The following is a 25,483-nucleotide window of genomic DNA, read 5'->3' as shown; positions in this document are numbered from 1 at the left end:
CTTTTGGGCCCTGGTTACTTCTGTGTCTGCGACAGTCGTGTCCAAAACATGTCCAATCCATTGTTGACACGGGTCACGTCGTCCGGCGTGCCCATTAATTCGAAGCGGTAGAGGTGCGGTACTCCGCACTTGGCGGCGATGATGTCCCCCGCCATGCAGTAGTTGTCCCCGAAGTTTGTGTTGCCGGCCCCGATGACTCCGCGGATCAGCTGCCTGTTCTGCGGGTTGTTCAGGAACCGGATGACCTGCTTCGGAACGGACCCTTCTCCGCCGGTGCCGCCATAGGTTGGCACCACCAGCACAAACGGCCGGGTGGCAAGGAGGGGTGCGTCCTTCGGGAGCAGCGGAATCCGGGCCACCTCACGGCCAAGCTTCGAGACGAAGCGGCTGGTGTTCTCGGATGCCGAGGAAAAATAGATAAGCTGGCTGCCGGTGACAACCGCGGGAACCGGCGTCCCTGGACCCACGCGCTGAGCCGCGTGAACGTCCTGGGAAGTGCGGGATTCCTGTGCTGCTGGTGCTGCCACGGGAGTCACCTCAGCTGGTTGACGGTTGCCGGCAGGAAAAAGTGTGACCCCTTAGGCCACGGAGGAAACAGCGGAGAGCGCCAGTTCCTCGATCTTGTCCGGGCGGAAGCCTGACCAGTGGTCCTGGTCCGTGACCACAACGGGAGCCTGCATGTAACCCAGCGCCTTCAGGCGCTCGAGGGCTTCGGCGTCCTGGGAGATGTCAACGCTCTGGTACGCGATGCCCTTTTTATCGAGAGCCCGGTAGGTGGCGTTGCACTGAACACAAGCAGGCTTTGTGTAAACCGTTACGGTCATGGTTCCTGTCCCCTTTTCTGGAAAACTTGCTCGTCCGGTGTTCCCGCCCAAGCTGTATGTAGATACTACATCTAGTGCAGACGCCTCTTTGGAACCCCAAGATGATGTATTACAAGTATGTCATTTAATGCACTTTTAATCCACAGGGAGGGCCCTTCAAAATGTCCGGAATCCCGCTGTTTTTGCGGACGAAATCCACATGCTGTGGAGTACTTAGCCACAATTAACGCCCAGCGTGTCGCGGAAAAGACGGCGTGTCGCCCGCACGGCGGGCAGGACGGGTGGCACTAAAAAGGGCTCCGAAGTGACCTTCGGAACCCCTTTAGGTGATCAACCGCACGACGCCGGAAGCCGGCAATGTGCCGGCGCCCGCCGCAGGCAACGGCTGCTAGAGCTGCACCTCCCGGCGGTCCAGCGCGATCTGCTGCACATCCAGGTAGCCGGACTGGAAGCCGGCCCGGGAGTAGCACAGGTAGAACAGCCACATCCGCTGGAACACCGCATCAAAACCCAGCTCCGCCACCTCAAGTGACCGCTCCAGGAACCGTTCCTCCCACAGCCGCAGGGTGGCCGCGTAATGGTCCCCCATGCCCATCCGCTCGCGCACGCGCAACGTGGTGTGCTGCTGGGTGACGCTCTCGATGGCCCGGACTGAGGGCAGGAAGCCGCCGGGGAAGATGTACTTGTGGACCCAGGTGTAGGCGTTCCGGGTGGCCAGCATCCGGCCGTGCGGCATGGTGATCGCCTGGATGGCCACCTTTCCGCCGGGCGCCAGGACACGGTCGATGGTCTGGAAATAGATCGGCCAGTATTCGTAGCCCACGGCCTCGACCATCTCCACGGACACCACAGCGTCGTACTCGCCTTCCACCGCACGGTAGTCCTGGAGCGCCACCGTCACCCGGTCCGCATAACCGGCTTCAGCGATGCGCTCCTGCGCGAGCGCCTGCTGCTCGCTGGAGAGGGTGACACTGTAGACAGTGGCGCCGCGGGCTGCTGCCCGGAGTGCCAGCTCACCCCAGCCGGTGCCGATTTCCAGCAGCCGGGTGCCCTCGGTTACGCCGGCCTTGTCCAGCAGCCGGTCGATTTTTGCCCGTTGTGCCGCCGCCAAGGCCTCCCACCCCACGGTGCTCAGCGGCCCCGCTTCCGCCGGAAACAGGGCTGAGGAGTAGCTCATGGTGGAGTCGAGAAAGTTCGAGAACAGATCGTTGGAGAGGTCGTAGTGGCGGGAGATGTTGTTGCGCGTGTTCTGCTCGGCATTACGCTCCTGCCGCGGGGTGCGCGGCAGGTACAGGGTGCGGAGTTTCTGCAGCGGCGTGGGGATCAGCGTGTCCACCGAGGCGGCAAACACTTCGAGGACACCGGCCAGGTCGTTCGCATCCCAGTCCCCCGCCATGAAGGATTCGCCCAGCCCGATCAGGCCGTTGTCCCCGATCCGGGTTTCGAATGCTCCCGGCCGGATCATGACCATCACGGGCGCATCCGGGCCGCCCAGGCCCAGGACGGTGCCGTCCGGATATTCCACCCGCAGCGGCAGCCGCTTGACTGCGCCCTTGAAGAGGAGGCCGGCGGCCTTTCCGGCGACGGCTGCCTTGGCTCCCGACGGCGGTTGGGCCACTCCCGGCCACAGGTCCGCATCGATGGTGGCGGGCGACGCCGGCACTCCCGTTGGGCTCCAGGCCGCGGCCAGGTGCGTGGCGCGCTGGTCCGACACCGCGTTTGCGGCTTTGCCTTCAGCCTGCTCCCTCATCTTTTCCCGGAGAGGAGCCGCAGCCGTTTCGTTGTCGTCCGTCATTGTCATTGAACTGCCTCCTGTGAGGGGTGATGTGGTCGAGCGACGAGGGGCAGGCGTCTTGCCCAGAGTGTAATGCCCTGTACCCGGATGAGGGCGGAAACCAACAGCGGCGCCGCTGGAACCGTGAACGCCGCTGCCAGGATGTTCCGCAGGGTGGCGGACTGGCGCTTGCCGTCCATGGTCGCGACGAACGGCCTCTGCCCTTCGCGCTCCAGGACGATGGACACGGCCAGCCGCTCCCCCGGCGCAGGCAGCCTCATCCGGTATTGCCCGTCCACGTCGTTGAAGGGTGAGACGTAAAACGCTTTGGGAACTGAGGCACGCCCGGACGGGTCCGTCCTGAGGAGGTAGCAGTGCCGGTCGCCGTAAGTGTTGTGGACTTCGGCAACCACGCATTCGAGATCACCGTTCGACCGGTAGCACCAGAACAAGGTCACCGGATTGAAGACGTAACCAAAGACTCTGGCGCTGGTCAGCATATGGATAGGGCCGCCGTCGGGCTCTATTCCCTGCGAGCGCAGGTACCGCTCCACGTTGCTGCGGATGGTTACGTCCGGATCGCCCAGATGGTCGCCGGACCGGAATACGGCCAATGGCCGCAGCAGGAACGGAAGGCGTGGGAGTCTGTCAACGTCAACAAACCAGCTATAGCTGCGGTACGTGAACGAGTTCTTCAAGGGCGTATGCCGCACGTGGGAAATTGACGTCCGGTAAATGGCTGCGCTCATGCGGGCTCCGCCGCGGCAGCAAGCTCCCGCTCGCCGTCATCATATGAGCCGGACTCATCAGCGGGCAGGACGGGAGCCCATTGCCGGCCAAGCTTTTCAGCTGCACGGACGCCGGACAGTGCACCATCCTCATGGAAGCCCCAGCCCAGGTATGCGCCGGCATACGCAATCCGGTTGTCGCTGAGTGCCGCGATGGCCTGCTGCGCCCGCACCGATTCAGGAGTGTACTGGGGGTGCTCGTAAACCAGGCGCTCCAGAACTGCGTCATCGGCAATGAGTCCCGACTCCCCCAGGCTCACCAAATAACGCTTGCCGTCCATGGGGTTCAGCCGCTGCAGGCGGGTCAGGTCGTAGCTGACCAGGACCTTCTCCGGCCGGGCTTCACAGGACGGGAGCCGGTAGTTCCAGGATGCCTTGGCATTGTCAGCGGACGGCAGGACCGCAGGATCGCGGTGGAACACGGTGTGGTTCACCGAATACGGCATCCCGCCCAGTGCCTCCTTTTCCCCCGGCGTGGCATCGGCCAGGAAGCCGAGGGCCTGGGCCGGGTGGGCGGCAATGACGACGGCGTCGAAATCCTCCACACCCGCTTCCGTCACCAGTTCGATCCCCAATGCATGCCGTCGGATGTCCGTGACTGGGGTGTTGAGCCGGACATCCGGCAGGGTGGCCGCCAGCTTCTCCACGTACCGTGCGGAGCCGCCGGTAACTGTCCGCCATTGCGGGGAACCTTTAACGCCGAGCAATCCGTGATGGCCAAGGAAGGTGAAGAGGTAGCGGGCGGGGTAGGCCAGGGCGGTGGTGGGGTCGCAGGACCAGACGGCGCTCACCACGGGGGTCATGAAGTGGGAAACGAAGTAGGGGCTGAACTTCTCGCGCTCAAGGAACTCACCCAGGGTCGGCTCGGGAACTGCCCCGTCCGGGCTGACCGCGGAGATCGGCGCCGTGTTCAGCAGCGCCCGGGCTTTCCGGTAGAAGCGGGTGACCTCCAGCAGCATCAGCAGGTAGCGGCCCCGCAGCAGGCTGGACGGGCGGGCGATGATTCCGCGGGCGCCGTCGCGGGCGCCGGCATATTCCAGCCCGCAGCCGTCGCAGCGGATGGACATGCTCATTTCGGAGTCCTGGGTTTCCACCCCCAGCTCGGCAAAAAGCCGCAGCAGCGTGGGATAGGTCCGCTCATTGTGGACGATGAAGCCGGTGTCCACCCCCAGCACGGAGCCGTCCGGTTGCGGCAAGTCATGGGTGTGGGCGTGGCCGCCCAGCCGGGCATCGGCTTCGAAAAGGGTCACGTCGTCCTCGCGGTTGAGGACATAGGCGGCCGTGAGGCCGGCGACGCCGCTGCCGATGACGGCCACCCGCCGTCGTCCGCCTCCGCTTACTGCTGGATCAGGTGACAATTTATGCTCCTCTGCTGAACATTTGCCAGTGGTGGGTATACAGGGGGCAATTCGCAGCGCCCGGGGCGGCGGATGGGTGTGCGTTGAAGCTTCTTCGCCCGGAGACGGCAGAGTACTGTGGGCTGGTGGTAAATCCGGTACACCTGAAGACCCTTCTGGAGGTCACGCGGCTGGGCTCGTTCGCGGCCGCCGCGTCAACGCTTGGCTACACCGCCTCGGCGGTCTCGCAACAGATGTCCGCGCTGGAACGTGACACCGGCGTAGTCCTCTTCCAGCGCTCGGCGCGCAGCGTGCTGCCCACGGAAGCCGCCGTCGTGATGACCCGGCACGCCGCCAAGGTGCTCACGGACATCGAGGCGCTCATGGCTGCCGCCTCCAGAACCCAGGATTCCGCCCACCAGGAACTGCGCCTGGGGATCTTCCCCAGCCTCGCCACCTTTGTCCTGCCGCGGATCCTGAAGAATCCCACGTGGAAGAACCTGGGAATCGACCTGAAGGTCTCCGTCGCTGAACCCGGCCAGACCATCCAGGGGCTGCGCACCGGCGGCGACCTGGACCTGGCAGTGGTTTTCCAGGTGGGCCAGACCGGCTTCGCCTGGCCCAACACCATCAACAGGCAATGGATCGGCGACGACGACTTCCGGGTGGTGCTGCCGGCCGGCTGGGGCTTCCGTGCCGACGCCAAAGTTGCAGCTGACCACCTGTCCGAAATGCCCTGGATCATGCACCACCCCGGCACCAGCGACGCCATGGTCATCGAACGGCTTTTTGCTGGCTGCAACCTGCACCCCCGAGTAGTGGCCCACAGTGATGACTTTCATGCCAGCCTGGAGATGGCGGCCGCCGGGCTGGGCGCAGCGCTGGTCCCCGAGCTCGCGCTGCGGAACAAACCCGCCGGTGTGGTGGTGCTGGACGTCCCGGAAATCCGCCTGGCCCGCAACGTTTTCGCGCTGCTCATCAACGACAGGAAAACCGCCCGGGTGCAGCTGTTCGTCGACCTGCTGGCCGAGACGTTCGCCGGGATGCGCAGGGCAGTGAATTAGGCCTGAACGCTGGAATGCACCGCTGTTCGGGTCTATGTTGAGACTATGAACAAGGTAGCGAGCCAGCACTTTGGCGAGATTGAGCTCAACCACGGCAGCGAGCACAACATCGCCGCCAAGCTTGAGCTGCGGGGCCATCCGCTGGAACTCGACCTGAACGTTACCGCGCACGACCACTTCGACGAGGCAGCACTGCGCAAGGTGGATTACCGCCTGCGGTTCCTGCCGGAACTGGTGGACGAGGTGCGGGACATGATCGCGGAGGAGCTGGACCAGGAAGGCACCAGCCCGCAGGAATACCTTCACTTCCACTGCAATGCGCTCAAGGATGAGCACCTGCACAAGGTTTTTGGTGTGGAGGACCGGAGCCAACTCACCAACGAAGTGTTCCTCAAGGCACTCAAGCTCGGCCACGTGGGCATCTATCCCGGCACACCCGAACGCTACTTCGTGATGGACTTCACCCTGGGCGAGCACTTCACCGATGAGGTCCTGGTGGCTTCGGCCGACGAGGACGGCGTTGTGGACGACGAGATCGTCTGGGAGTCCTGACCCGGTTCTGAAACGCAGGGCCCTTTGGCCCTACTACCGGCAACATACCCGGTCCGAGTATGGACCTCATGCATGAGATCAGATCTGGAACGTGGCGGCTCGCTGCGTCCCTGCTCCTCGCAGGTGTGGTGGTGGCAATCCTGGCCGGTCTGCTGCATGCCGAGTCCCACGACGCCAACGACCACGAAGCCTCCTTCACCGCCTACGCCAACAGTGATGTCTGGACTGCCGTCCATTTGGCCCAGTTTGTTGGCATCGCACTGGTGTGCGTTGGGCTGGTGGTTCTGTCCTTCGCCCTTGACGTGCCGCGGGGTACCCAGGCTTGGACCGCGCGCATTGGGGCCCTTGCCGCCACCACGGCTTTAGGGCTCTACGCCGCGTTGCAGGCCGTTGACGGCGTCGCACTCAAACAGGCTGTGGATGCTTGGGCTGCCTCTGGCGAGCCGGAAAAGGCGGCGCGTTTCGCCACCGCTGAGGGCATCCGGTGGCTCGAGTGGGGAATGCGCAGCTACCAGAGCTTCCTGCTTGGCACCGCGTTGATTCTTCTGGGCATCGTTATAGCGGCCCGGCGGCCGGTTTCCCGGATCATCGGCTTGCTGATGGCATTGTCCGGGCTGGCTTACCTGGCACAGGGCTGGATCATCGGAGAAGTGGGGTTCTCCGCCATCAATTCGCTGCCCACCCTGATCGGGATCCTCGCCACCGTCATCTGGACCATCTGGCTGGCCGTCAGTGCCTGGCGCATGAAGGGGGCCGTGGCTGTTAAAGCAGGGTGAGCCCCGCCGAAACCGAGGTTTCGACGGGCTCACCGACGTACTTTTGTTTTACTTCGCGGCTTCCAGCAGGCCGGCGCGGACCGCCTTGGTGGCCTCGACCAGGTTCCGCAAGGATTCCTCGGTCTCGGTGTAGCCGCGGGTCTTGAGGCCGCAGTCCGGGTTCACCCAGAGCTGGCGGGACGGGACGTGCTTCACAGCCGTGCTGAGCAGTTCAGTGACTTCCTCGGTGCCGGGAACGCGCGGCGAGTGGATGTCGTAGACACCCGGACCAACACCGCGGCCGAAGCCATGGGACTCGAGGTCGTGCACAACCTCCATGCGGGACCGGGCCGCCTCGATGGACGTCACATCGGCGTCCAGGCCGTCGATCGCGTCGATGATCACGCCGAACTCGGAGTAGCAGAGATGGGTGTGGATCTGGGTTGCGTCGGCAGCACCGGCGGTGGCCAGGCGGAAGGAGTCCACGGACCACTTCAGGTAGTCGGCGTGGTCGGCCTTGCGCAGCGGGAGGAGCTCGCGCAGGGCGGGCTCATCCACCTGGATGACCTTGATGCCGGCGGCTTCAAGGTCGGCGATCTCGTCGCGCAGGGCCAAGCCAACCTGGTTGGCGGTCTCGCCCAGCGGCTGGTCGTCGCGGACGAAGGACCAGGCCAGGATGGTGACCGGACCGGTGAGCATGCCCTTCATCGGCTTGCTGGTCAGGGACTGTGCGTACTTGGCCCACTCAACCGTGATGGGGGCGCTGCGGGTTACATCGCCCCACAGGATGGACGGACGCGTGCAGCGTGAGCCGTAGGACTGGACCCAGCCGTGGACGGTGACGTCGAAGCCTTCGAGGTTTTCGGCGAAGTACTGCACCATGTCGTTGCGCTCGGGCTCGCCGTGCACCAGGACGTCGTAGCCCAGCTCTTCCTGCAGGTCCACGACGCGCTTGATCTCGTCCTTCATGAGCTTCTCGTACTGCTCGTTGGTGAGATCGCCCTTGTTGTTGCGGGCGCGGGCCGAACGGATTTCCGAGGTCTGCGGGAAGGAACCGATGGTGGTGGTGGGCAGCGGCGGGAGGTGCAGTGCCTCTGCCTGGGCAGCTTCGCGGACCGGGTACTCGGAACGTGAGAAGTCGGCGGCGGTCAGCGCTTCGGTGCGGGCGCGGACGTCTGAGCGGCGGACGCCTTCGGCGGTGGCGCGGGAGGCGATTACTGCTGTCGCTTCGTCGATGGCCGCCTTGGCGGACGCGGGGTCGGCCAGGTAGGACGCGAGGGTGGTGACCTCAACAGCCTTCTGGTCCGAGAAGGCGAGCCAGCTGCGGAGCTGGTCGGCGAGCTGGGTCTCCTCGGCGACGTCATGCGGGACGTGCTGGGTGGAGGTGGAGGTGGAGACGGCGAGCTTGCCGGCGGCAGCCTTCAGTTCGTCCAGTTTCGCAGCCGAAGCGGCGAGGTCGTTGCGCCAGATGTTGTGGCCGTCCACGACGCCGGCAACCAGGGTCTTGTTGCCCAGGCCCGCCAGGGCGGCGGCGGAGGGAACGGCGCCCTTGAAGACGTCCACGTGCAGGGCGTCGATGTTGGTGGCGGCGAGGGTGCCGAGCTGTCCGTCGAGCGAGCCGTACGGGGTGGAAACGAGGATCTGCGGGCCGTTGGCCGCCGCGGTGAGGACCTCGTAGGCACGGGCGACGGCGGCTTCGATTTCGGCGGCCGGGGTGTCCTGGTCAACCACAAGTGCGGGCTCGTCAAGCTGGACCCAGCTGGCGCCGGCGGCTGCGAGCTTCTCGAGCAGCTGGATGTAGACGGGCAGGATGTCCTCAAGGCGGGACAGCGGCGCGAAGCCGGCGGGGGCGTCGTCGGAAGCCTTGGAGAGCAGCAGGTAGGTGACCGGGCCAACGAGGTACGGGCGGGTTTCGATGCCGTTGGCCAGGGCGAAGGCGAACTCGTCAACCTTGGCAGTGGAGGCGAGCGTGAACTCGGTCTCGGGGCCGATTTCCGGCACCAGGTAGTGGTAGTTGGTGTCGAACCACTTGGTCATTTCCAGCGGCTGCTGTTCCTTGTTGCCGCGGGCCAGCGTGAAGTAGCCGTCGATGTCCAGCTGTCCTTCGGCGTTGAGGAGCTTGCCGAAGCGGGCCGGCACTGCGCCAAGGTGCGCCGTGGTGTCCAGGACCTGGTCATAGTAGGAGAAGGTACCGGGCACTGCAGCGGCTCCGGTCAGGCCGAGCTCCTGCAGGCGTTTGGCGATGGTCAGCTGGATGTCCTTCGCGGCTGCGTCCAGTGCGGCGGCGTCGATCTTGCCGGCCCAGTAGGCCTCGACGGCCTTCTTGAGCTCGCGGCGGCGGCCGATGCGGGGGTAGCCCAGAAGTGAGGCGGACGGGAAGGGCGTGTTGTTTTTAGGCATGGCAAATTCCTCTGATAGGAGCTGGGTCTGGAAGTGTGGGCTCGAAAGCCGGGGTCTATGGCTGTGCGCTTGGTTCGCGGAGGGCGTTCAGCTGGCGAGCTGGCGCCGGGCTGCGGCGTCGCGCCGGATGCCCGAACGGGAGTGCCGCGGAAGTGCCAGCTTGTCCAGCACCTCCAGTGCGCTCTGGTGCTCGTTGAAGGTGTAGAGGTGGATACCGGGCGCACCGGCATCAAGGGCTGCGTTGGCCAGGTCCACGGTGGCATCGACGCCAATATGGAGGCGTTCGATGTCGTTGTCCGCGGCGGCCAGGCGTTCCATCAGGTCAGCGGCCGGCTCCACTCCGGCCAGCTCGCCCAGCCGCTTGAGCCGGCGGAGGCTGGTCAGCGGCATCACGCCGGGAATGATGGGGATGGTCACTCCGGCACGGCGTGCCCGGGTGAGGAGGTCCGCGTACTCTTCGGCGTGGAAGAAGACCTGCGTGATGGCGAAGTCCGCGCCGGACCGCTGCTTGGCGAGCAGCACCTCGACGTCGTGTTCCTCACTCGGCGACTCGGGGTGCCTGGTGGGGTATGCGGCCACGCCAACCGCGATCTTGCCCGCGCACAGCAGTGCCGAACGGCGCTGCTCCACGCGGCGGATGAGTTCGATCAGGTCCTGGGCGTACCGGAGGGCACCGGGAATGGTCTCGCCGCCGTCCTTGGGAAGATCGCCCCGGAGCGCCAGGATGCCGCGCACACCGGTGTCCAGCAGCTCACCGATGATCCCCGCCAGTTCCTGGGGCGTGTTGCCAACGCAGGTCAGGTGGGCCAGCGGCCGGAGGGTGGTTTCGAGCAGGAGCCGGTTGATGAGTTCGACGGCCGTGTCCCGGTTGGAGCCACTGGCACCATACGTGACGGAGACGTAGTCGGGCTCTGTGGTTTCCAGTTCCCGGATGGTGGTCCAGAGCGTTTCCGCGGCTGCCGGCGAACGGGGCGGGAACAGCTCGTACGAAAGCGCCACCGGAGCGGTGTCGGAGAGGTTCGGGTGTGTGTCAATAAGGCTTGGTGGCGACATTTGCATCCTTGGCTTTGGGCCATTGGAGGCTCCCCTGTCAGGAAATGGACGGGAAGCCGGCAATGAATTGAGTTTGGGGAACACGAAAGAACTCCACAAGGACGCAGCCGCGACTGTTACGCCTGGAATGAAGTTGTCCGTGAGCAAATGTCAGGCCCACATGGGGGCACCCACACCCTCCGCAACGGAGGATCGCTGACACGTTACCGCGGTAACTTGTATAGAACTCTAGGAGCGTCCGGAGGAGCATTCAAGTTGCGCTCCGAATTAAGACGTGGTCTTACGCATTGTTTCCTCGCCCGGCAGAATAATCTTCGCTTTCAGGCGCCTTAGCGTTATCCGACACCCACGGATCACCAGGGACGATCCGGGCCGGAACCGGCTCCGGTGTCCTCAAGGTAGTCCGCCCGTTCCCGTCCACTGTTACGTTCGCGCTGGGATTCCCGGGCACTTTCCTCCAGCTGTTCCAGCTGGTTCAGGTCCGGGGAATCTGCCTCAGGCTCCGCCGGTACGCTCTCCTCCGCCGCGTCTGCCTGTTCCCCGGCGGAACCTGTGGCCGCCCGGAGTTTCCCGTTCAGGCGCCCTTCCGCCTCGCTCAGCTTCCCGCCGGCTTCAGCAGCGGGGCCACCGGAGAAGCAACCATCCGGAGCCGCGCCGGCAACCTCCAGCGCCTCGGTAAACAGTGCTGCGGCGGACACAGCGTCTTCCAGGCGCAGTTTGTCGTCCCCGAGCCTTTCGATGGCCAGGACCAGGTTAAGCCGGATGATGCAGGCGTCCGGCGGCCCTGACGTGGCGTCCGGGACAAGTTCCAGGGCTTCCTCGAAGCGCAGCCGGGCAGCGGCAAAGTTGCCGGCGAGCGCCTGCGCGTCCCCGGCTGCGAACGGCGCCTTGTGCGGCTCCACGATGTTTCCCGCCTGGAGGGCCTCTGCTACCACTCCGACGGCGGCAGCATCCTTCGCGTCGAAGGCCCTGGCGGCGTGCCCCGCAAGCGCGTCCAGGCTGAGCAGCTTGGCCGCAAGGCACAGCACCAGCAAGGCGGGCGGGGCCGACCACACCAGCAGACGCCGCCTCCTGAGCCTTCTGGTGTGATCAGCCCTGCCAACAGCGTCGCGACTCCCGTCGTCGGGGCTGCCGGCGCCGGAACCGGCGCGGACCGACTTGGCGTCCCCGCGCTGGACGTCGGTCATCGCACCGTCTCCTTCGCCGGGCTGTCGCGTGCCTCCCGATGCGGCCGGGCCGCCGGCCGCAGCTGGCGCAACTGCCGCATAACCGTCAGGATCTCGGCCAGGCCGAGAACGAAGGCAGCGGCGGCGAGGAGCCAGTAGAACTCGGTCCTGCCCCCGAGGGTGCCGTCTTCTGCCGTGCGTTCCAGGGCGCCGGGGCGCGCCTGCTGCAGCATCGCAGGGGCGGCATCCCCCGCGGACCGGTGCACATACGGCACGCCGAGTTGGGCCGCAATCTCCCGAAGCCTGCCCTCATCGATGACCGACACTGCGTCCTTGGCGGCACCCGCTGTGGTGTCCTGAATGTAGGGGGCATCGCCGTCGGACTCCAGCCCCGTGTTCTCCTTCATGCGTCCACCGCCGGGGGTTCCGTAACCCAGCACCGCTCCCCCGGCCACCAATCCGCCGTCGAGCTTCAGGGGCGCTGGTTCCTTCCCGCTGGTTTGCTCGCCGTCACCCAGGTAGAACACAAGCCGGGGCCGGCCGGGGTGGCTGTCCCTGGCAGCGGCCAGGCGTTCAGCCAGCACCTCTCTGGCGGCAGTGATGCTGCTGCCCCTGGCATAGGCCGTGACTTGCGGCTGCAGGATGGAGCTGATGGTTTCCAAGGCGGAGGTGTCGGTGGTCAGGGGCATCCGGACGTGGGCTTCGGTGTCGAAGGTGATGACGGAGAAACGGGCACCGGGCAGTTCCCGGGCGATGGCCATGATGTCCTGGCGGACGCCGTCGAGGCGTGGTGTGGCGTTCCCGTAGTCCTCGGCCACCATGCTGCCGGTGGTGTCCACCACAAAGAAGACGTTGAGGTCCGCGGTGGCTGCCTGGGCCGAGCCGCCCGGCAGGCCGGGCCGGAGTGCCGCAGCCAGCAGGAGCAGGACCAGCACGCCACGGCGGACCCCGGTCCGGGCACCTGGCCGCCGCCCGTGAAGAACGGCCCGCCAGCCCAGGAACACCAGTGCGGCGGCGATGACGGGCAGGAGGAGCCACCCCGGCAGGATCGGTTGCAGCGTCATGGCCTGGAGCCGCCAGGTGGCCACCGCAAGGACCAGTCCGGACAACAATGCGGCGGCCAGCGGCAGGTCAGGCACCTCGGTAACCACAGCCCGCGGCGCGCCCTGGAAGGTGGATGCTTCTGTTTCCTGCACCGCACGCACAATCCCGGGCACCGCCTCCGGGCTGTCCAGGGCGTAGTAGGCCCCGCCGCCCAGCTCTGCGGCCGCCCTCAACTGCGCCCCGGGCTGCCCAGCATCGGTACCGTAATCCAGGTCTCCCGGGTTCAGCGCATAAACACGCACCTCCCGCTCCTTCGCCATTCCGGCAGCCTCCGCGAGCGTCATGATCGGGTCCCCGGAAACAAAATTGTCCGTGGCAAGGACCACCGACCTCGAGCGCCGTGGTTGACGGGCTGTGTGGTCCGCACTTCCCTGGCTGCTGTCTTCCGGATCCCCGCCGGGCGGGAAACTGGTGACGCAGGAGGCCAGGCCGTCCCCGATCAACGATGAGCCGCGGCCGCTCCAGGTTCCGTCGAGGAAGCCGGACATGCCAGGTTTTCCGTTGAAGGCGTCGCGCGCCAGCTTCAACTGTTCCCGGGCGTACTCATAGTCGTCCGTGAGGGGGAAGACCTGGATGGCTGTGCTGTCAAAGATGGTGAGGCCGATCCGTTCGCCCTTGAAGTCTTCGGCCAGCCGGGCGAACACCTCCGCCACCTTCGCGTCTGCACTGCTCATGGATCCGGAGGCGTCCAGGCACAGGACAATATCGCGGTTGTGCTGCTCCGGCCGGATGGTGTCAACGTCCACCGGCCGCGCTGCTGCCAGGAGGGTTGACGCCAGCAAGGCGCCGCAGGCGGCTGCTGCCACGGCCAGCCAGCGGCGGTGGCGCCGCAATGCAGCCTGGTACTCGGGCAGCAAGGTGAGCCTTTCCACGTGGGCTGCCGGGCGGCGTCGCACGTTGGCGTTCCTGTCGGGGCGCAGCGCCGCCCAGGCAGCGAGGCCCGCCCCCACGGCACCCAAGGGAACCAGCCACCAGAACATCAGCTCCATGAGCGCACCGCCTCGCGCGCCGTCGCGGCAGAGGCTGCGACGGCGGGCAGTGGTTCGGACCCGAACTCGCCGGGGTACAGCGCACCAACGGCCTTTGCAGCCCTGGGCAGGGGGTGCCTCACGAGGTCGGCATGCGTCATCCTCGGCGCGTCCACCCCGGTGGCGTCGCGGACGAAGCGGCGGAACAGGAAGCTGATCTCCTGATGGGCCGCACGGGCGCTGATGTTCCCGGCGGCTGCCTGGTGCTCCACGTCATCAATCCGCTGGAGGTAGGCCGACTGGAGTGCGGGCAGGTTGGTGAGCGGCGCCGGAAGGGAAGCAGAGCCGGGCCGGGGGCGCTTGGTGCTGGCAAAGACAAATGCGTACCAGCCAACCACCAGCAGCAACAGAATTGCGCCTGCCCACGTCCACATCGGGCTGTATTGCAGCGGTCCGAGGAATTCGGGGTCAGCCTGCACGCCGGTGCCTTTCCAGGAGTGCGAACAGTTCCGTGATCACGTCCTCGCTGCCGGCAACCGAGCCCTCGGTGATTCCTGCCTGGCGCAGCATGTCCTTGCGGCCCGCGTCCCTGTCCTTCACGGCCCGGGCATACGCTGTGGCTACTCCCGGAGACCCTGCCCAATGCCCTATCAGTGGCTGGGAAATCTGCACGCTGTACCAATCGCCCGCTGAGGTCAGTTCAGCGTCGCGGACAGTGAGCCAGAGGATCTCGTGCTGCGCCCGAAGCCGGCGGAGCAAACGGGCCAGCGAAGGGGTAGCCTCTATCTCGTCCGCCACTACGAACAGCAGGAACCTGCCCTTAACGGTGCAGGCCACATGCTCAAGCTGGTCCTCGAGCCGGCTGGCAGCGGAATCCACAGTGGCGTTGGCGTCGACATGGCGCAGAAGCCGTTCCAAGTGGGCCTCGCCGCCTTTCGCCGGAAATGATCTGGTCCCGCCGGCGTCACCGCACATAAGGCCCACCACGTCGCCGTGGCGGTGGGCCAGGTACCCCACCACCCCCAGCGCCATGATGGCAATGTCCTTTTTGGTCTCGCCGCCCGCTGCTTCCGCCGCCATATTGCGCCCGGTGTCCGTGAGGAGCAGGACTGTCTGCCGCCGGACGGCCACATACCTCTTGATCAGCGGCGAACCATGGCGGGCCGTCGCCTTCCAGTCGATGTCGCGGACCTCGTCGCCCGGCACATAGGCGCGGAGATCGTCAAAGTCCAGGCTGCGTCCGCGGAAAACTGAACCGTATTCGCCGTCGAGCGTGCCCCGGGCCTTGCGGTGCGCGAAGATGGCCATCTTCGACTTCACGCGGTGGAGGAGACTGGTCATCCCGGCCTCAGGGTGTCTGGACGGCGGCGACCACGGCGTCGATCACGGCTTCCACCGGCACCTGCTCAGCCACTGCCTCAAAATTCAGGATGAGGCGGTGCCGCAGTACCCGGTGGGCGAGCGACTTCACGTCCTCCGGGATCACATGGTCCCGGCCCTGCAGCAGCGCCACTGCGCGGGCTGCCTGGCTGAAGGCGATGCTGGCCCGCGGACTGGCGCCGAATTCAATAAAGCCGGCCAGCCGCGGGTCGATGTACTGCTGCGCGTTCCGGGTGACGTAGGCGAGCCCCACGATGTAGTTGATCACGGAGGGATCGATGTAGATCCGCTTCACCACTTCCTGGACCCGGGCCACCGCGTCCAGGGACGCCGCAGACGCCGGTTTCTGCTCGTCCGTGAAAACCCCGGCGTCGAGCCGGCGGATGATCTCGGCCTCCTCTGCCGGCGAGGGATAGTCCAGGACGTCCTTGAGCATAAAGCGGTCCATCTGGGCTTCCGGGAGCTGGTAGGTGCCCTCCTGCTCAATCGGGTTCTGGGTGGCCAGCACCAGGAACGGGGACGGCAGCCGGTACTCCCGGCCGCCGATGGACGTCTGCCGTTCCTGCATGGCCTCCAGCATGGCGCTCTGGGTCTTCGCGCTGGAGCGGTTGATCTCATCCAGGAGCACGATGTTGGCGTGGACCGGGCCGAGCTGCGTGACGAAGGTTCCCTTGGCGGCATCGTAGATCTGCGTCCCCACGATGTCGCTGGGCAGCAGGTCAGGTGTGCACTGGATCCGGCGGAACTCCGCGCTGATTGCTTCGGCCACGGTATGGGCAGCTGTGGTTTTTGCCAGGCCCGGAACGCTTTCCAGGAGGATATGGCCTCCGGTGAACAGGCCCACCAGCAACGATTCCCGCAGCCGGGATTGTCCCACCATCTTCGCGTCGAAGCTCCTGGAAATGTTGGCCGCAACCTGCTGCGCCCGGGCCAGCTCTGCCGGTTCGATCCTTGCCGAAGAGCTGGTTTGAAGCACTGCGATTCCCCCTGGTAGCTGTGTTGGGCAGGCGTTCCGGCCGGACCGCACCCCGCCGCCATCCTATCCAAGCGCGGCCCGCCGGTTTCCGGCAATGGGGACCCCTCCCCACCGCGGCTCCCCAGGTCTATTCTTTTGACATGAGCGAGCTTCCAGCCAGTTACAAGGAGTTTCTCGCCGATAAAAGCGAGATGTTCATCAACACCGTCAAGCCTGTCCTGCAGCAGTCAGCCGCGGACAAGCTCCATGGAGTCCGGGTTGTTTACAACCCCGGCTCAACCGGCCACCAGGCACACCTTGACGACAGCATTCCCTTCGGCGTGGTGATCGAGGACATCGACTAGCAGGATTAACGCGGGTTGACGGTTAATCGCGGCACGCCGGGGAGTATGGCCGGCTCCCCAAGAGATCCCTCCACTCCCGCTCCGTCAACGCCCGTCCTGCGACCCGGCACGCATGGTCCTGCCAGGCTGCCGGTTCGGCGATTATCACTTGAGTGTTGCCGTCTGGTTGTTCGAGCACGAGCCTGCGCTCGTCCTCCTCCTCGAGGAAGATACCCTTGCTGGTAAAAGTGTGGGTGCGAAAGTTCGCCGACCAGTCGCCGAGATCCCACGTCACTATAGCGCCGTCCGCTCCGGCCGTCACCAGCTCACCGGTCGACCGGAACTCGGCTGCGGTGACCCCGCCATCGTGAGCGCGAAGATTTTCCGTGGTGTCGCCGGTCGCGGCGTTAACCACCACCACTCGGGTGCCAGTGGGGATGGCGATCTTATCTCCGTCAGGACTGAAGTCCGCCCCCGTCGGGGTCGCCGGCAATGAGACCGTGACAGGTGGCGTCGCCCCGGAAACATCGAGAATGCGGACCCCGAGCAAGCCGTCCCGGACCGCCACCCGACGTCCATCCGGGCTGACGGCCAGAAGCCCGTTGCCAGGTATCCGGTCGATCTCCTTGCCTGAGGACGTGTCAAACACCACGGTGGGTCCTAGCCGGCTGGCGTAAAGGCGCGAGCCGTCCGGCGCAAATTTGAGCGCGCCGAACTGTCCCGCCCACCCGGAAGGGCCGGGATCAGAGCTTTTCACCTCCAGGTTCAGGAGCATCGGATCGCCGGTGCCGCCCCGCCACAGGGCCACGCCCGCGGATGGTTCCGCCCAGAATGTCGCGGCCAACGCCGCGAAGAGGGATCCGTCGGTCGAGTATTCAACGTCTGCCGCCGCCCCAGCCAAGCCCTGGTAGGTCTTCAAGCCCGATCGGCCCCCGTTCGCGAGGTCGAGCGTTCCGGTTCGTCCCCGGTCGCAAGGGAGGTCGTAGCAGAGGCCCAATGTCGCGCTGAATGCAACGGCGCCCGAGACAGGATCGATGGCGGTTGCCGCCACCGTGCTTGGTGAATATTCGCCAAGCTGGGATCCGTTGGCGAGATCGAGTAGCCGTAGATCTTCGTCGCTGTCGATCACCGACGCGCGGGTTCCGTTGTTCGCGAGCGACATGCTTGCAGGCGTCACTCCATCTTTCTGGATGCGGGTGATGCTCCTGGCACGGGGTGCCCGCGAGAAAACTCTCACGAGATTGGCACGCGTTTCGGAGTTGTCCCAGAGCTGGACGGCCTCCACGGCGAGCAGCAGCGCACGATCAAACTCCGGATCCTCCAAGGCAGCCGCCGCAACGCGCCGTGCCTCTGCGACCGACGCCCGCTCCTCGGCAAGGTTTGCCTGGAACCCCGCCATGAGGCCCGCCGCTACAGCAACGATTGCGAGACCTGCTGCGCCGGCTGACAGCCAGGACAGTCGGCGCACATTGCTGCGCTCCTTGTCCAACTGCCTCTGGGTAGCATCCAGTCCCGCGGTTTCAGCAGCCGCGCAGGCTTCGAGGAACTCCCGCTCAATTGCCGTAAGCGCGGGATTGACTGCATCCCGCCACTGCTGGGCCGCCGTTTGCCGGCTGCCGCGGTAGAGCTCGCTGTTGGGGCGTCCCATCGCCTCCCAGGCGGTGGCTGCGGAACCAAGATGCCGCATGATCCGCTGACCCTCGACGTCATCGGCGAGCCACTCCTTCAACCGTGGCCACTCCCGTGCAACCGCTTCGTGGGACAGCTGAACCGTTTCCTTGTCGGTCGTGAGCAGGCGGGCATCGACCAGTCGATCGACGATCCTGGCATGGGCGTCGTCGATTGCAATCCGCGTGCGCTGGATCCGACGGGAACTCACCACACCGTCTGCAGATGCTTCGGCGAGACGGAGAAGGATGTCGCGCAGGAGCTGCTGGCCCTCCCCTGAGAGCTCGGCGAAGACCTCTTCCGCGGTCTTCGCAACGGCACCGTCGATCTCACCGGATGCCCGGTACCCGTCCACCGTCAACACGCGGCCCTCACGGCGCGACCATACCTGCCGCAGGGAGTGGGACAGCAGCGGCAGGTTCCGCCCATCGGCGTCCCGGACCAGGATCTCGACAAGGCCCGGCTCCAGGATGAGTCCGGCCTGCTCTGCCGGCTTCTCGATCACGGCACGCAGTCCGTCGAGGCCGAACGCGGTGAGCATGAGCATGTGCGATTGGATAATCTCGGCGAAGCCTTTGTGTTCAGCCAGGTCTCCCAGACGGTCCGCGCGGATAGTGACGGCGAGCATCCCGCGGAAAAGCTCCCGTGACAGCGCTTCAAAGAACTTCACGATCTCGGCGGGGTCGTCCGCGGCGAACGCCTGTTCGCATTGATCGACGATGAGCAGCGAATCCCCGGGGCGTCGAACTACGTCCCGAAGGGCCTCGAGAGGACGCTCGCCGGGCGTTACTATGACGACCTGCGTGCCGCGTGCGGTGAACTGGGCGCCTATCCCGGCTCTAACGAATGAGGACTTGCCGACGCCCGATGCGCCGGCGATGAGGAGCACGCCGTGTTCATCAAGCGCCCGCAGTGCTCCGGCCAGCTCCTGCTCGCGACCGAAGTACCGCTCGGCATCCAGCACGCCCGCGGGAGGCAGGCCGAAGTACGGACACTCGGAGCTCCCGGCCCGGAATACCTGTTCGGACAACAGCGAGGGCTCCTGCCGGAGAATGTCCTGTTCCAGCTGATCGAGCTCCGCGCAGGGATCCAGGCCAAGCTCGGCAGCGAGGAGCCCCCGCGCCCTGCGGACGGTGGCGATCGCATCCGCCTGCCGGCCCTGGCGGTATTGTGCCATGCCCAGAATTACCCAGCGCCGCTCGCGTAGCGGAGCTTCGGCGACGCGGGCGCGCGCCAATGCTGCCACCTCCTGAACCTCGCCGGCTTGCAGCCGTGCATCGAGGAGCAAGTCCTCGGCCCCGAGGCGGATCTCTTGGAGGCGACCGGACGCGATCTGGGCAGGCGCCCAGTTGGTCAGTTCGGCGAAGGCCTCGCCCCGCCATAGAGCAAGCGCCTCCGCGATTGAGTGCGCGGCACGTTCCGGCTCACCCAGCTTCAGCTGTTGCGTGCCCCTGCTGACGAGGCGCTCGAACTGCTCGGAATCGACCTCGAGATGCTCCGCCGCCAGCCGGTACCCGAACGGCGTTGTTTCGATCCGTGCCGGCACGATGAGCCGCCGCAACCGCATGATGCACCCCGGAATGACCTTCGACCACGAGGCCGGCAGGTCATCGCCCCACAGCGCCTCCGCGAGGGATTCGACCGACGATGACGCACCGGGACGGACCGCGAGCGCAGCCATCACAGCTCGATCGCGCGGCGCCAGCGGAACCCGGCCGCCGTCGAGCGTCAGCGTTCCAAGAACGCGTACCTCCATGAGGCCACCTTCCGCCCTGACCCCACATCCGTCAAGACCGCTGATATCGGGCCGATACCGCGCTTTTGGGCGCCGGTATCCTGCTGATATCGGCGCGCCCTTTACTGATAATGCAAGCAGCCCACGCTGCATGGATCAGAAATAAAAGGAATGGACATGTGGACTTCAAACCGGCGCTCCCGCCCCACTCACGGCGGGTGCTCGCACCCCATGGGTGTCGCCGTCGCAATGCTGGCATGTTTCGGCCTCTCGGGGTGCACCGCCGCCGAGGCGCCGTCCCCCGCATCGACTACGGAGGCTCGCACGGTCGCCCCTCTGCCGGAGAGCGGCGACATCGACGCCGGCACATACCTCGTTACCGACTTCACGGTGCCTTTCGAGGTCACCGTCCCAGACGGCTGGTCGACCCCCGACGGTGATGGCCTGGCCAAGGACGACCCGGATCACCCGGATGAATGGGGGGTCTTCCTGACTTTTTGGCCCGCTGACTATGTGCCGAGGGACGCATGCGCGTGGCAGGGCGCGCTCGTCGAGGTCGATCCGTCGGCTGAGGCCTTCGTCGACGCGATGACGGCGCAGACGTCAACGGCGAGCACCACGCCCGTCGAGGTCATGGTGGGCGATTACTCCGGCTTCGAGTTCGACCACTCCGTCGAAGGCGTCGTGGACATCACGGCCTGCGACGACGACAAGATCTGCGTCCGCTCAGAAATGCCGTACATATGCACCCGCTGGTACTCAAGCGTCGCTGAGCGCGAAACCTACCGGGTGGTCGACTTGAACGGCGAACGCGCTGTGATCGGGGTGACCTATTTCCATGAATCGATCAATCCGAACCTGACGAGAGAGGCACGCGCCGTCTTCGACTCGATAGCATTCGGAACCGACCAACCCGCCGAAAAACAGGGCTAGCCAACCCCAGGCCGGGGCACCTGCCAGGTGAGTAGCCGGATCAGTGTCAAATGATGAGGCTCCGCTGTGGGCGTTACCCGTTCAGCCCCTGACGGCCCCGGACAATGCGAACGAGTTGCCGGCGCCCCTGGCCACGATGACGTACAGGGCCAGGACCGGCAGCGAGTACAGGATGGAGAATGCGGCCAGCTGGCCATAGGCAACTGCCCCGTGCTGCCCAAAGAAGCTGAAGATGGACACTGCCGCGGGCTGCTTCGCCTCGGACAGGAGCAGCACGAACGGGACGAAAAAATTTCCCCAGGCCTGGATGAACACAAAGATGAACACAACGCCGAGCCCTTGGCGCATCAGCGGCAGGACGATGGTGCGCAGCGCCGTCATCCTGGACGCCCCGTCCACCCACGCCGCCTCCTCCAGGGACACCGGCACGGTGTCCATAAAGTTTTTGGTCATCCAGATGGCCATGGGCAGGGCGGTGGCGGCCATAAACAGGATGGTGGCCGGCATCGAATCCAGCAGTTCCAGCTGCACGAAGAGGCCGTAGACCGGCACCATGATGGCCGTGATGGGAAGGCAGGTGCCCAGAAGCACCGCGTACATGAACGGCGTGTTGAACCTGGACCGGTAGCGGGACAGCGGGTAGGCGGCGAGGACGGCCGCCGCAAGCGTCACGGCCGCCGTCCCGGCCGAGAGGAGCAGGCTGTTCCACAGCGGCCGGAGCAGCAGCCCCGGTGTCATCACGGCAGCAAAATTGTCCAGGGTAACGGCGCCGGGAACCCTTGTCTCGTGGCCTGCCTCGGCGTCAAAGGAAGCCAGGACAAGCCAGAGCAGCGGCAGTACAAAACACGCGCCCAGGACCAGCAACGCCATGTCGGCAGGACCGCTGCGGCGGTTCCCCGACCTGCCCGGACGGGCGGCGTCCTGGGAGGGCGCCGCCCCGGGCGCCCTTGCCGGTGCTGCGGTCAATGCTTCTCCTCCCTCAGGAGCCGGATATAGCCAACACCGAACACCGTGCCGATCAGGAGCAGCACCGAGGCCACCGCGGTCCCGTATCCGATGTCACCGAATTTGAAGGCCTCCTGGTAGGCCAGGACCGGGAGGGTTGTGCTGGCGTTGGCCGGACCCCCTGCGGTCATCACCCAGATCAGGGTGAATACTGCGAGCGTCTGCAGCGTGATGAGCATCAGGTTGGTGGCGATGCTCCCGCGGATCATGGGCAGCGTAATGAAGGCCAGCCGCTGCCAGCCGCCTGCACCGTCCATCTGGGCGGCTTCGGCCACTTCCGTTGGAATGTCGTTCAGGGCCGCCCGGTACACCAGCATGGAAAAGGCGGTGCCCCGCCAGACGTTGGCCAGCACCACCGCCGCCATGGGCCACGAATAGAGCCAGTCCGACCGGGCCGTCCCCAGTCCGCCCAGCAGCTGGTTCAGCGTCCCGTCGCGGCTGAAGTAGGCGTAGGCGGCAAAGGCCGCCACTATTTCCGGAAGCACCCAGGCCGCCACCACTGCCGTCCCCACCAGTGCGGACACGGCCCGGCGCGCACGCCGCATCAGCACGGCGAGGGCCAGCCCCAGCAGGTTCTGGCCCAGGACAGCAGACCCTGCCACGAACAACACGGTCAGCCCCAGCGAGAGGGGAAACACCGGGTCCAGCAGTAACCGCTGGTAGTTCTCGAGCCCCACCCATTCCGGGTTGCGGGCGTTCCTGCCTGTTAGCCCGATATTGGTGAAGGACGCCTGGAAAGCCCAGAACACGGGCCCCGCAAGGAAAACGAGCAGAAGCAGGAGGGCAGGCAGGACGGGCAGGTAGCGCAACAGCCTGCGTCCCTCGAGGCGGGCCGGCACCGCTTACTTCCGGACGGTCTTGTCGCCGCCCACGATCTCCGCAACGGCTGCGTCATAGTCCGCCGCCGCCTGTTCCGGTGGTCTGGCACCGGTGATCACGGCCTCCGTCGCCTCCTGGACCGCCGCGGAGATGCGGGGGGTAGTCGGACGTGGCCGGGCGGTAGCGGGTGACGGAGACCAGTCCGGAGACATCCCTCACGAACGGGTTGGCCGCCTGGTAGCCGGAGTCCTCCGCGACGTCGCTCCGGACCGCGATCTGGGAACTCTCAAGCGTGAACTTCAGGGAATTGTCCCGGTTCAACGCCGTGCTGAGGAATTTGAAGGCGAGGTCCGGCTCCTTTGTCCCGGCTCCGACGGCGAGCGTCCAGCCTCCGGACATGCTCACGGCACCGGGGCTGCCGCCGTCCTGCGTGGGGAACGGCGCAACGGCCATGTCCTGCGCGTAGCCGGGCCATTCGTAGCTGCCGCCGTCCTGCCAGAACGACGGCGCGTACGAACCCTCCACGGTGGCGCCCAGTTTTCCGGTGGGGAACCACTCGCCGAACACCTTTTTCCAGACGTTCGCGTCCAGGGCTTCGGCAGGCGTCATCGCCAGTTTCTCGTCATAAAGGGTTTTGAGGAAGCCCAGCGAATCCTTGAAACCTGCAGACCCCACCACCCACTTTTTTGACTCCTCGTCGTAGAGGGTGGATCCGGTGCCGTAGAGGAGTTCGTAGAAACCCTGCATCACGGTTCCTTCGCCGGTGCCCTTTCCGGCGTACATGTTGAAGGGGATCACCGAGGGATCGTCGGCCTTGATTTTCCGGGCCGTATCCAGGATGTCCTGCCAGTTGCGCGGCTGCCAGGGGAGGCTGATCCCGGCGGCTTCGAAGACCTTTTTGTTGTACCAGATGGCCCGGGTGTCGGTGCCCAGCGGCACTGCGTAAATGCCGCCGTCGTCCGCGCGCCCTGCCGCCTTGGCGCCGTCGTCGAACTTGGCCCAGTCCGCCCACCCGTCCAAGCGGCTGTCCAGCTTCAGGAGGTAGCCGGCGTCGACGTCGGAGCGGACCTTGAAGGTGTCCTCGTAGAAGATGTCCGGTGCGGTGGACGGCGATCGCAGGGCCAGGGCAAGCTTGGTGCCGTAGTCGTCGTCGTTGCCCTGGATGGGCTGAAGCTCAACCCTGACCCCTTGGTTGGCCGCCTCAAACTCCTGCTTGGCTGCCTGGAACATCGTCTCCAGCGCGGTGAAGGAATCGGTCTTCTGGTAGACCACCTTCAGGGTTTTCGAGCCGTCCTCCGGAGAGGCCGGCGTGCACGCCGTGAGGATGAAGAGTGCGGAAGCGATCAGGGACATGCTCTTCAGGCCCGGGCGACGCATGGTGCTCCATTCGATCGAAAGCTGCGGACCCGGTTGTCAGCGGGCCCCAGCCGCGGCAATACGCAAATGCTAGATGGATGTGCTGCCCCGGACAAGGGCAGGCTGCCCTCTCAGCTGTCCAGGAGCAGCCTTTGGGCACGCGGTGCCAGGGTATGTTCCAGGACCAGGGAGGCCGCGCCGATGGCGCCGACGTCCTCGCCGACGCCGGTGCCCACCACCTCGACGGGATGGATCAGCCGTGCGGCGCTGTTGGCGTCCAGCAGCGGCGGCACTTTCTCAAGGTAACGTTCGGCCAGGCCATGCCAGAACGGCCCGCCAAAAACCACCCGGTCAACGTCAAGGGTGTTGGTGACCACGGACACCGCGCGGGCCACCAGCACCGCGGACTTGTCGATGATGGCCAGCGCCTGTTCGTTACCGGCGTCCGCGAGCTCGCACAGCCGGGAGAAACTCTGCTGTACCTCGGCGCCGCTGTTGCCGGACCGGGAGCCGTCCAGGATGCCGGCGGCCTCGGCCTCGGCCACCAGGACCTGCGGGATGCAGGAGGATTTGACGCAGCCGCGCAGGCCGCAGTCGCACGGCGGGCCGTCCGGATCCACCACGATGTGGCCGATCTCGCCCGCGTTGCCTGACGTGCCCCGCACCACCTCGTCGTTGAGCACGATCCCGCAGCCGATGCCGGTGCCCATGTACATAAAAATGAAGCTGCCCGCTCCGCTCGGACCGCCGGCCCAGGTTTCCGCAACGGCTGCGCTGGTGACGTCCTTGTCCATCAGGACGGAGTAGCCGGTGGCCTCGGACAGTGCGTTGCGCAGTTCCACCCGGTCCCAGCCGGGAAGGAGCGGCGGGTCAACCACCGTGCCGTTGTCCAGGTCGATGGGGCCGGGGGCCGCCACGCCGAGGCCTGCGATCCTGTCCCGGTCCACCCCTGAGTCTTCCACCAGCTGGGCGATCTCGGCGGCGATGGTGGAAATAACGGCTGACGGGTCATTGCCGCCGGGCGTCTTGATGCGGGAGTGCTGCACCACCGCACCTACCAGGTCCAGGACCACGAACGTGGTCACGGCCGGGTCCAGGTGGACGCCGACGGCGAACATCCCGTGGGGATTAAGGCGGAGGATGGTGCGGGGCTTGCCGGGGCCGCTGCCTTCCTTGCCGGCCTCGACAATGAGGTTCTGGTCCAGGAGGCGGCGGGAGATGTTCGAAATGGTCTGCGGCGAGAGGCCCACGATCTGCGCGAGTTCCACCCTGCTCAGGCCGAAGGAGGACCGGCGGATGGCCTCGAGGATCACGGTCAGGTTGAAGTCGCCCATCCGGGGCAGGTTCGTGCCGCGTCTGGGCGAGGATTGGCGGATCTCAGTCACGGCGTCCCCTTCGTCTTCGGCACAAACTTACTGATGTCTGAATCGTACGTTACGCACCGGCACAGACACATAGGAACGGCCGACGGCGCGGCGCCGCCTTGCGGGGCAGGGCCTGCTG

Annotated in this window: 21 protein-coding genes and 1 pseudogene; 5 read left to right on the top strand and 17 right to left on the bottom strand. The window is 65.8% G+C overall.

The annotated features are described in order from the left end of the window. Positions 1-14: 14 nt before the first annotated feature. The 5 genes from nrdI to QF047_RS08175 form a co-directional block, all read right to left on the bottom strand. Positions 15-467, bottom strand: a complete 453-nt coding sequence (gene nrdI / locus QF047_RS08195) for a class Ib ribonucleoside-diphosphate reductase assembly flavoprotein NrdI (RefSeq protein WP_306639074.1) — start codon at positions 465-467, stop codon at positions 15-17. Positions 468-578: 111 nt separating this feature from the next. Next, positions 579-824 carry a glutaredoxin-like protein NrdH gene (nrdH, locus tag QF047_RS08190; RefSeq protein WP_050054847.1) on the bottom strand — a complete coding sequence of 82 codons (246 nt, stop codon included), beginning with the start codon at positions 822-824 and terminating at the stop codon, positions 579-581. 388 nt (positions 825-1,212) lie between these two features. Beyond that, complete coding sequence (locus QF047_RS08185; RefSeq protein ID WP_307275495.1) at positions 1,213-2,625, bottom strand: class I SAM-dependent methyltransferase; 1,413 nt, start codon at positions 2,623-2,625, stop codon at positions 1,213-1,215. Beyond that, on the bottom strand, positions 2,622-3,347 hold the full coding sequence (locus tag QF047_RS08180) for a DUF1365 domain-containing protein (RefSeq protein ID WP_307275490.1): 726 nt from the start codon (positions 3,345-3,347) through the stop codon (positions 2,622-2,624). Before QF047_RS08180 ends, QF047_RS08185 begins: the two co-directional genes overlap by 4 nt. After that, positions 3,344-4,744 carry an NAD(P)/FAD-dependent oxidoreductase gene (locus QF047_RS08175; RefSeq protein WP_307275488.1) on the bottom strand — a complete coding sequence of 467 codons (1,401 nt, stop codon included), beginning with the start codon at positions 4,742-4,744 and terminating at the stop codon, positions 3,344-3,346. Before QF047_RS08175 ends, QF047_RS08180 begins: the two co-directional genes overlap by 4 nt. 125 nt (positions 4,745-4,869) lie before the next feature. Between QF047_RS08175 and QF047_RS08170 the strand changes: the two genes are divergently transcribed. The 3 genes from QF047_RS08170 to QF047_RS08160 all read left to right on the top strand — a co-directional run bounded on the left by QF047_RS08170 (position 4,870) and on the right by QF047_RS08160 (position 7,115). Then, positions 4,870-5,787, top strand: a complete 918-nt coding sequence (locus tag QF047_RS08170) for a LysR family transcriptional regulator (protein WP_306633974.1) — start codon at positions 4,870-4,872, stop codon at positions 5,785-5,787. 45 nt (positions 5,788-5,832) lie between these two features. After that, positions 5,833-6,339 carry a DUF2004 domain-containing protein gene (locus tag QF047_RS08165; protein WP_306633976.1) on the top strand — a complete coding sequence of 169 codons (507 nt, stop codon included), beginning with the start codon at positions 5,833-5,835 and terminating at the stop codon, positions 6,337-6,339. A gap of 68 nt (positions 6,340-6,407) precedes the next feature. Further along, on the top strand, positions 6,408-7,115 hold the full coding sequence (locus tag QF047_RS08160) for a hypothetical protein (RefSeq protein WP_307275483.1): 708 nt from the start codon (positions 6,408-6,410) through the stop codon (positions 7,113-7,115). Positions 7,116-7,163: 48 nt separating this feature from the next. Here QF047_RS08160 and metE read toward each other — a convergent pair whose 3' ends face one another. From metE to QF047_RS08125, 7 genes are all read right to left on the bottom strand, one after another. Next, positions 7,164-9,494 carry a 5-methyltetrahydropteroyltriglutamate--homocysteine S-methyltransferase gene (metE, locus tag QF047_RS08155; protein ID WP_307275480.1) on the bottom strand — a complete coding sequence of 777 codons (2,331 nt, stop codon included), beginning with the start codon at positions 9,492-9,494 and terminating at the stop codon, positions 7,164-7,166. Between the two features lie 87 nt (positions 9,495-9,581). Further along, positions 9,582-10,547, bottom strand: a complete 966-nt coding sequence (locus tag QF047_RS08150; protein ID WP_306633981.1) for a methylenetetrahydrofolate reductase — start codon at positions 10,545-10,547, stop codon at positions 9,582-9,584. Positions 10,548-10,900: 353 nt separating this feature from the next. Continuing rightward, positions 10,901-11,734 carry a hypothetical protein gene (locus QF047_RS08145; protein ID WP_307275476.1) on the bottom strand — a complete coding sequence of 278 codons (834 nt, stop codon included), beginning with the start codon at positions 11,732-11,734 and terminating at the stop codon, positions 10,901-10,903. Continuing rightward, on the bottom strand, positions 11,731-13,806 hold the full coding sequence (locus tag QF047_RS08140) for a VWA domain-containing protein (protein ID WP_307275475.1): 2,076 nt from the start codon (positions 13,804-13,806) through the stop codon (positions 11,731-11,733). The genes QF047_RS08145 and QF047_RS08140 overlap by 4 nt, the downstream gene beginning before the upstream one ends. Next, on the bottom strand, positions 13,797-14,264 hold the full coding sequence (locus QF047_RS08135) for a hypothetical protein (RefSeq protein ID WP_307275473.1): 468 nt from the start codon (positions 14,262-14,264) through the stop codon (positions 13,797-13,799). Before QF047_RS08135 ends, QF047_RS08140 begins: the two co-directional genes overlap by 10 nt. Beyond that, a complete protein-coding gene (locus QF047_RS08130; RefSeq protein ID WP_307275470.1) occupies positions 14,254-15,126 on the bottom strand; it encodes a DUF58 domain-containing protein in 873 nt (290 codons plus the stop codon). Before QF047_RS08130 ends, QF047_RS08135 begins: the two co-directional genes overlap by 11 nt. Before the next feature lie 7 nt (positions 15,127-15,133). Next, complete coding sequence (locus QF047_RS08125) at positions 15,134-16,141, bottom strand: MoxR family ATPase (protein WP_306633987.1); 1,008 nt, start codon at positions 16,139-16,141, stop codon at positions 15,134-15,136. 140 nt (positions 16,142-16,281) lie between these two features. Between QF047_RS08125 and QF047_RS08120 the strand changes: the two genes are divergently transcribed. Continuing rightward, positions 16,282-16,485 (top strand): hypothetical protein, encoded by a 204-nt coding sequence (locus QF047_RS08120; protein WP_306633989.1) that lies wholly within the window; start codon positions 16,282-16,284, stop codon positions 16,483-16,485. 22 nt (positions 16,486-16,507) lie between these two features. Here the strand turns inward: QF047_RS08120 and QF047_RS08115 are convergent, their stop codons facing one another. After that, entirely contained in the window at positions 16,508-19,888 is a 3,381-nt protein-coding gene (locus QF047_RS08115) for a BTAD domain-containing putative transcriptional regulator (protein ID WP_307275465.1), read from the bottom strand. A 210-nt stretch (positions 19,889-20,098) separates the two neighbouring features. On the opposite strand from QF047_RS08115, the gene QF047_RS08110 reads away from it, so the two are divergent. Continuing rightward, positions 20,099-20,800, top strand: coding sequence for a hypothetical protein (locus QF047_RS08110; RefSeq protein WP_307275462.1), 702 nt, complete (start codon positions 20,099-20,101; stop codon positions 20,798-20,800). Positions 20,801-20,881: 81 nt separating this feature from the next. Here QF047_RS08110 and QF047_RS08105 read toward each other — a convergent pair whose 3' ends face one another. The 4 genes and pseudogenes from QF047_RS08105 to QF047_RS08090 form a co-directional block, all read right to left on the bottom strand. After that, positions 20,882-21,766, bottom strand: a complete 885-nt coding sequence (locus QF047_RS08105) for a carbohydrate ABC transporter permease (RefSeq protein ID WP_373427754.1) — start codon at positions 21,764-21,766, stop codon at positions 20,882-20,884. Next, the gene (locus QF047_RS08100; RefSeq protein ID WP_307275459.1) at positions 21,763-22,644 is read right to left on the bottom strand and encodes a carbohydrate ABC transporter permease; all 882 of its coding nucleotides are present in this window, start codon (positions 22,642-22,644) and stop codon (positions 21,763-21,765) included. Before QF047_RS08100 ends, QF047_RS08105 begins: the two co-directional genes overlap by 4 nt. A 3-nt stretch (positions 22,645-22,647) precedes the next feature. After that, positions 22,648-24,001 (bottom strand): annotated as a pseudogene (locus QF047_RS08095) (extracellular solute-binding protein). A 110-nt stretch (positions 24,002-24,111) separates the two neighbouring features. Further along, positions 24,112-25,314 (bottom strand): ROK family transcriptional regulator, encoded by a 1,203-nt coding sequence (locus QF047_RS08090; RefSeq protein WP_306639077.1) that lies wholly within the window; start codon positions 25,312-25,314, stop codon positions 24,112-24,114. Positions 25,315-25,483 lie beyond the last annotated feature (169 nt).

Source organism: Arthrobacter sp. W4I7 (genome assembly GCF_030816215.1).
Taxonomy (GTDB): Bacteria; Actinomycetota; Actinomycetes; order Actinomycetales; family Micrococcaceae; genus Arthrobacter; species Arthrobacter siccitolerans_A.
This window is presented reverse-complemented; position numbering and strand designations above follow the sequence as displayed.

Bases quoted from the DNA above. Each gene is read 5' to 3' on its own strand.
- QF047_RS08145 (WP_307275476.1), bottom strand. From the start codon at position 11,734: ATGACCGACGTCCAGCGCGGGGACGCCAAGTCGGTCCGCGCCGGTTCC.
- QF047_RS08110 (WP_307275462.1), top strand. From the start codon at position 20,099: ATGGGTGTCGCCGTCGCAATGCTGGCATGTTTCGGCCTCTCGGGGTGC.
- QF047_RS08180 (WP_307275490.1), bottom strand. From the start codon at position 3,347: ATGAGCGCAGCCATTTACCGGACGTCAATTTCCCACGTGCGGCATACG.
- QF047_RS08140 (WP_307275475.1), bottom strand. From the start codon at position 13,806: ATGGAGCTGATGTTCTGGTGGCTGGTTCCCTTGGGTGCCGTGGGGGCG.
- nrdH (WP_050054847.1), bottom strand. From the start codon at position 824: ATGACCGTAACGGTTTACACAAAGCCTGCTTGTGTTCAGTGCAACGCC.
- metE (WP_307275480.1), bottom strand. From the start codon at position 9,494: ATGCCTAAAAACAACACGCCCTTCCCGTCCGCCTCACTTCTGGGCTAC.
- QF047_RS08120 (WP_306633989.1), top strand. From the start codon at position 16,282: ATGAGCGAGCTTCCAGCCAGTTACAAGGAGTTTCTCGCCGATAAAAGC.
- QF047_RS08150 (WP_306633981.1), bottom strand. From the start codon at position 10,547: ATGTCGCCACCAAGCCTTATTGACACACACCCGAACCTCTCCGACACC.
- QF047_RS08130 (WP_307275470.1), bottom strand. From the start codon at position 15,126: ATGACCAGTCTCCTCCACCGCGTGAAGTCGAAGATGGCCATCTTCGCG.
- QF047_RS08160 (WP_307275483.1), top strand. From the start codon at position 6,408: ATGCATGAGATCAGATCTGGAACGTGGCGGCTCGCTGCGTCCCTGCTC.
- QF047_RS08115 (WP_307275465.1), bottom strand. From the start codon at position 19,888: ATGGAGGTACGCGTTCTTGGAACGCTGACGCTCGACGGCGGCCGGGTT.
- QF047_RS08165 (WP_306633976.1), top strand. From the start codon at position 5,833: ATGAACAAGGTAGCGAGCCAGCACTTTGGCGAGATTGAGCTCAACCAC.
- QF047_RS08185 (WP_307275495.1), bottom strand. From the start codon at position 2,625: ATGACAATGACGGACGACAACGAAACGGCTGCGGCTCCTCTCCGGGAA.
- QF047_RS08090 (WP_306639077.1), bottom strand. From the start codon at position 25,314: ATGGGCGACTTCAACCTGACCGTGATCCTCGAGGCCATCCGCCGGTCC.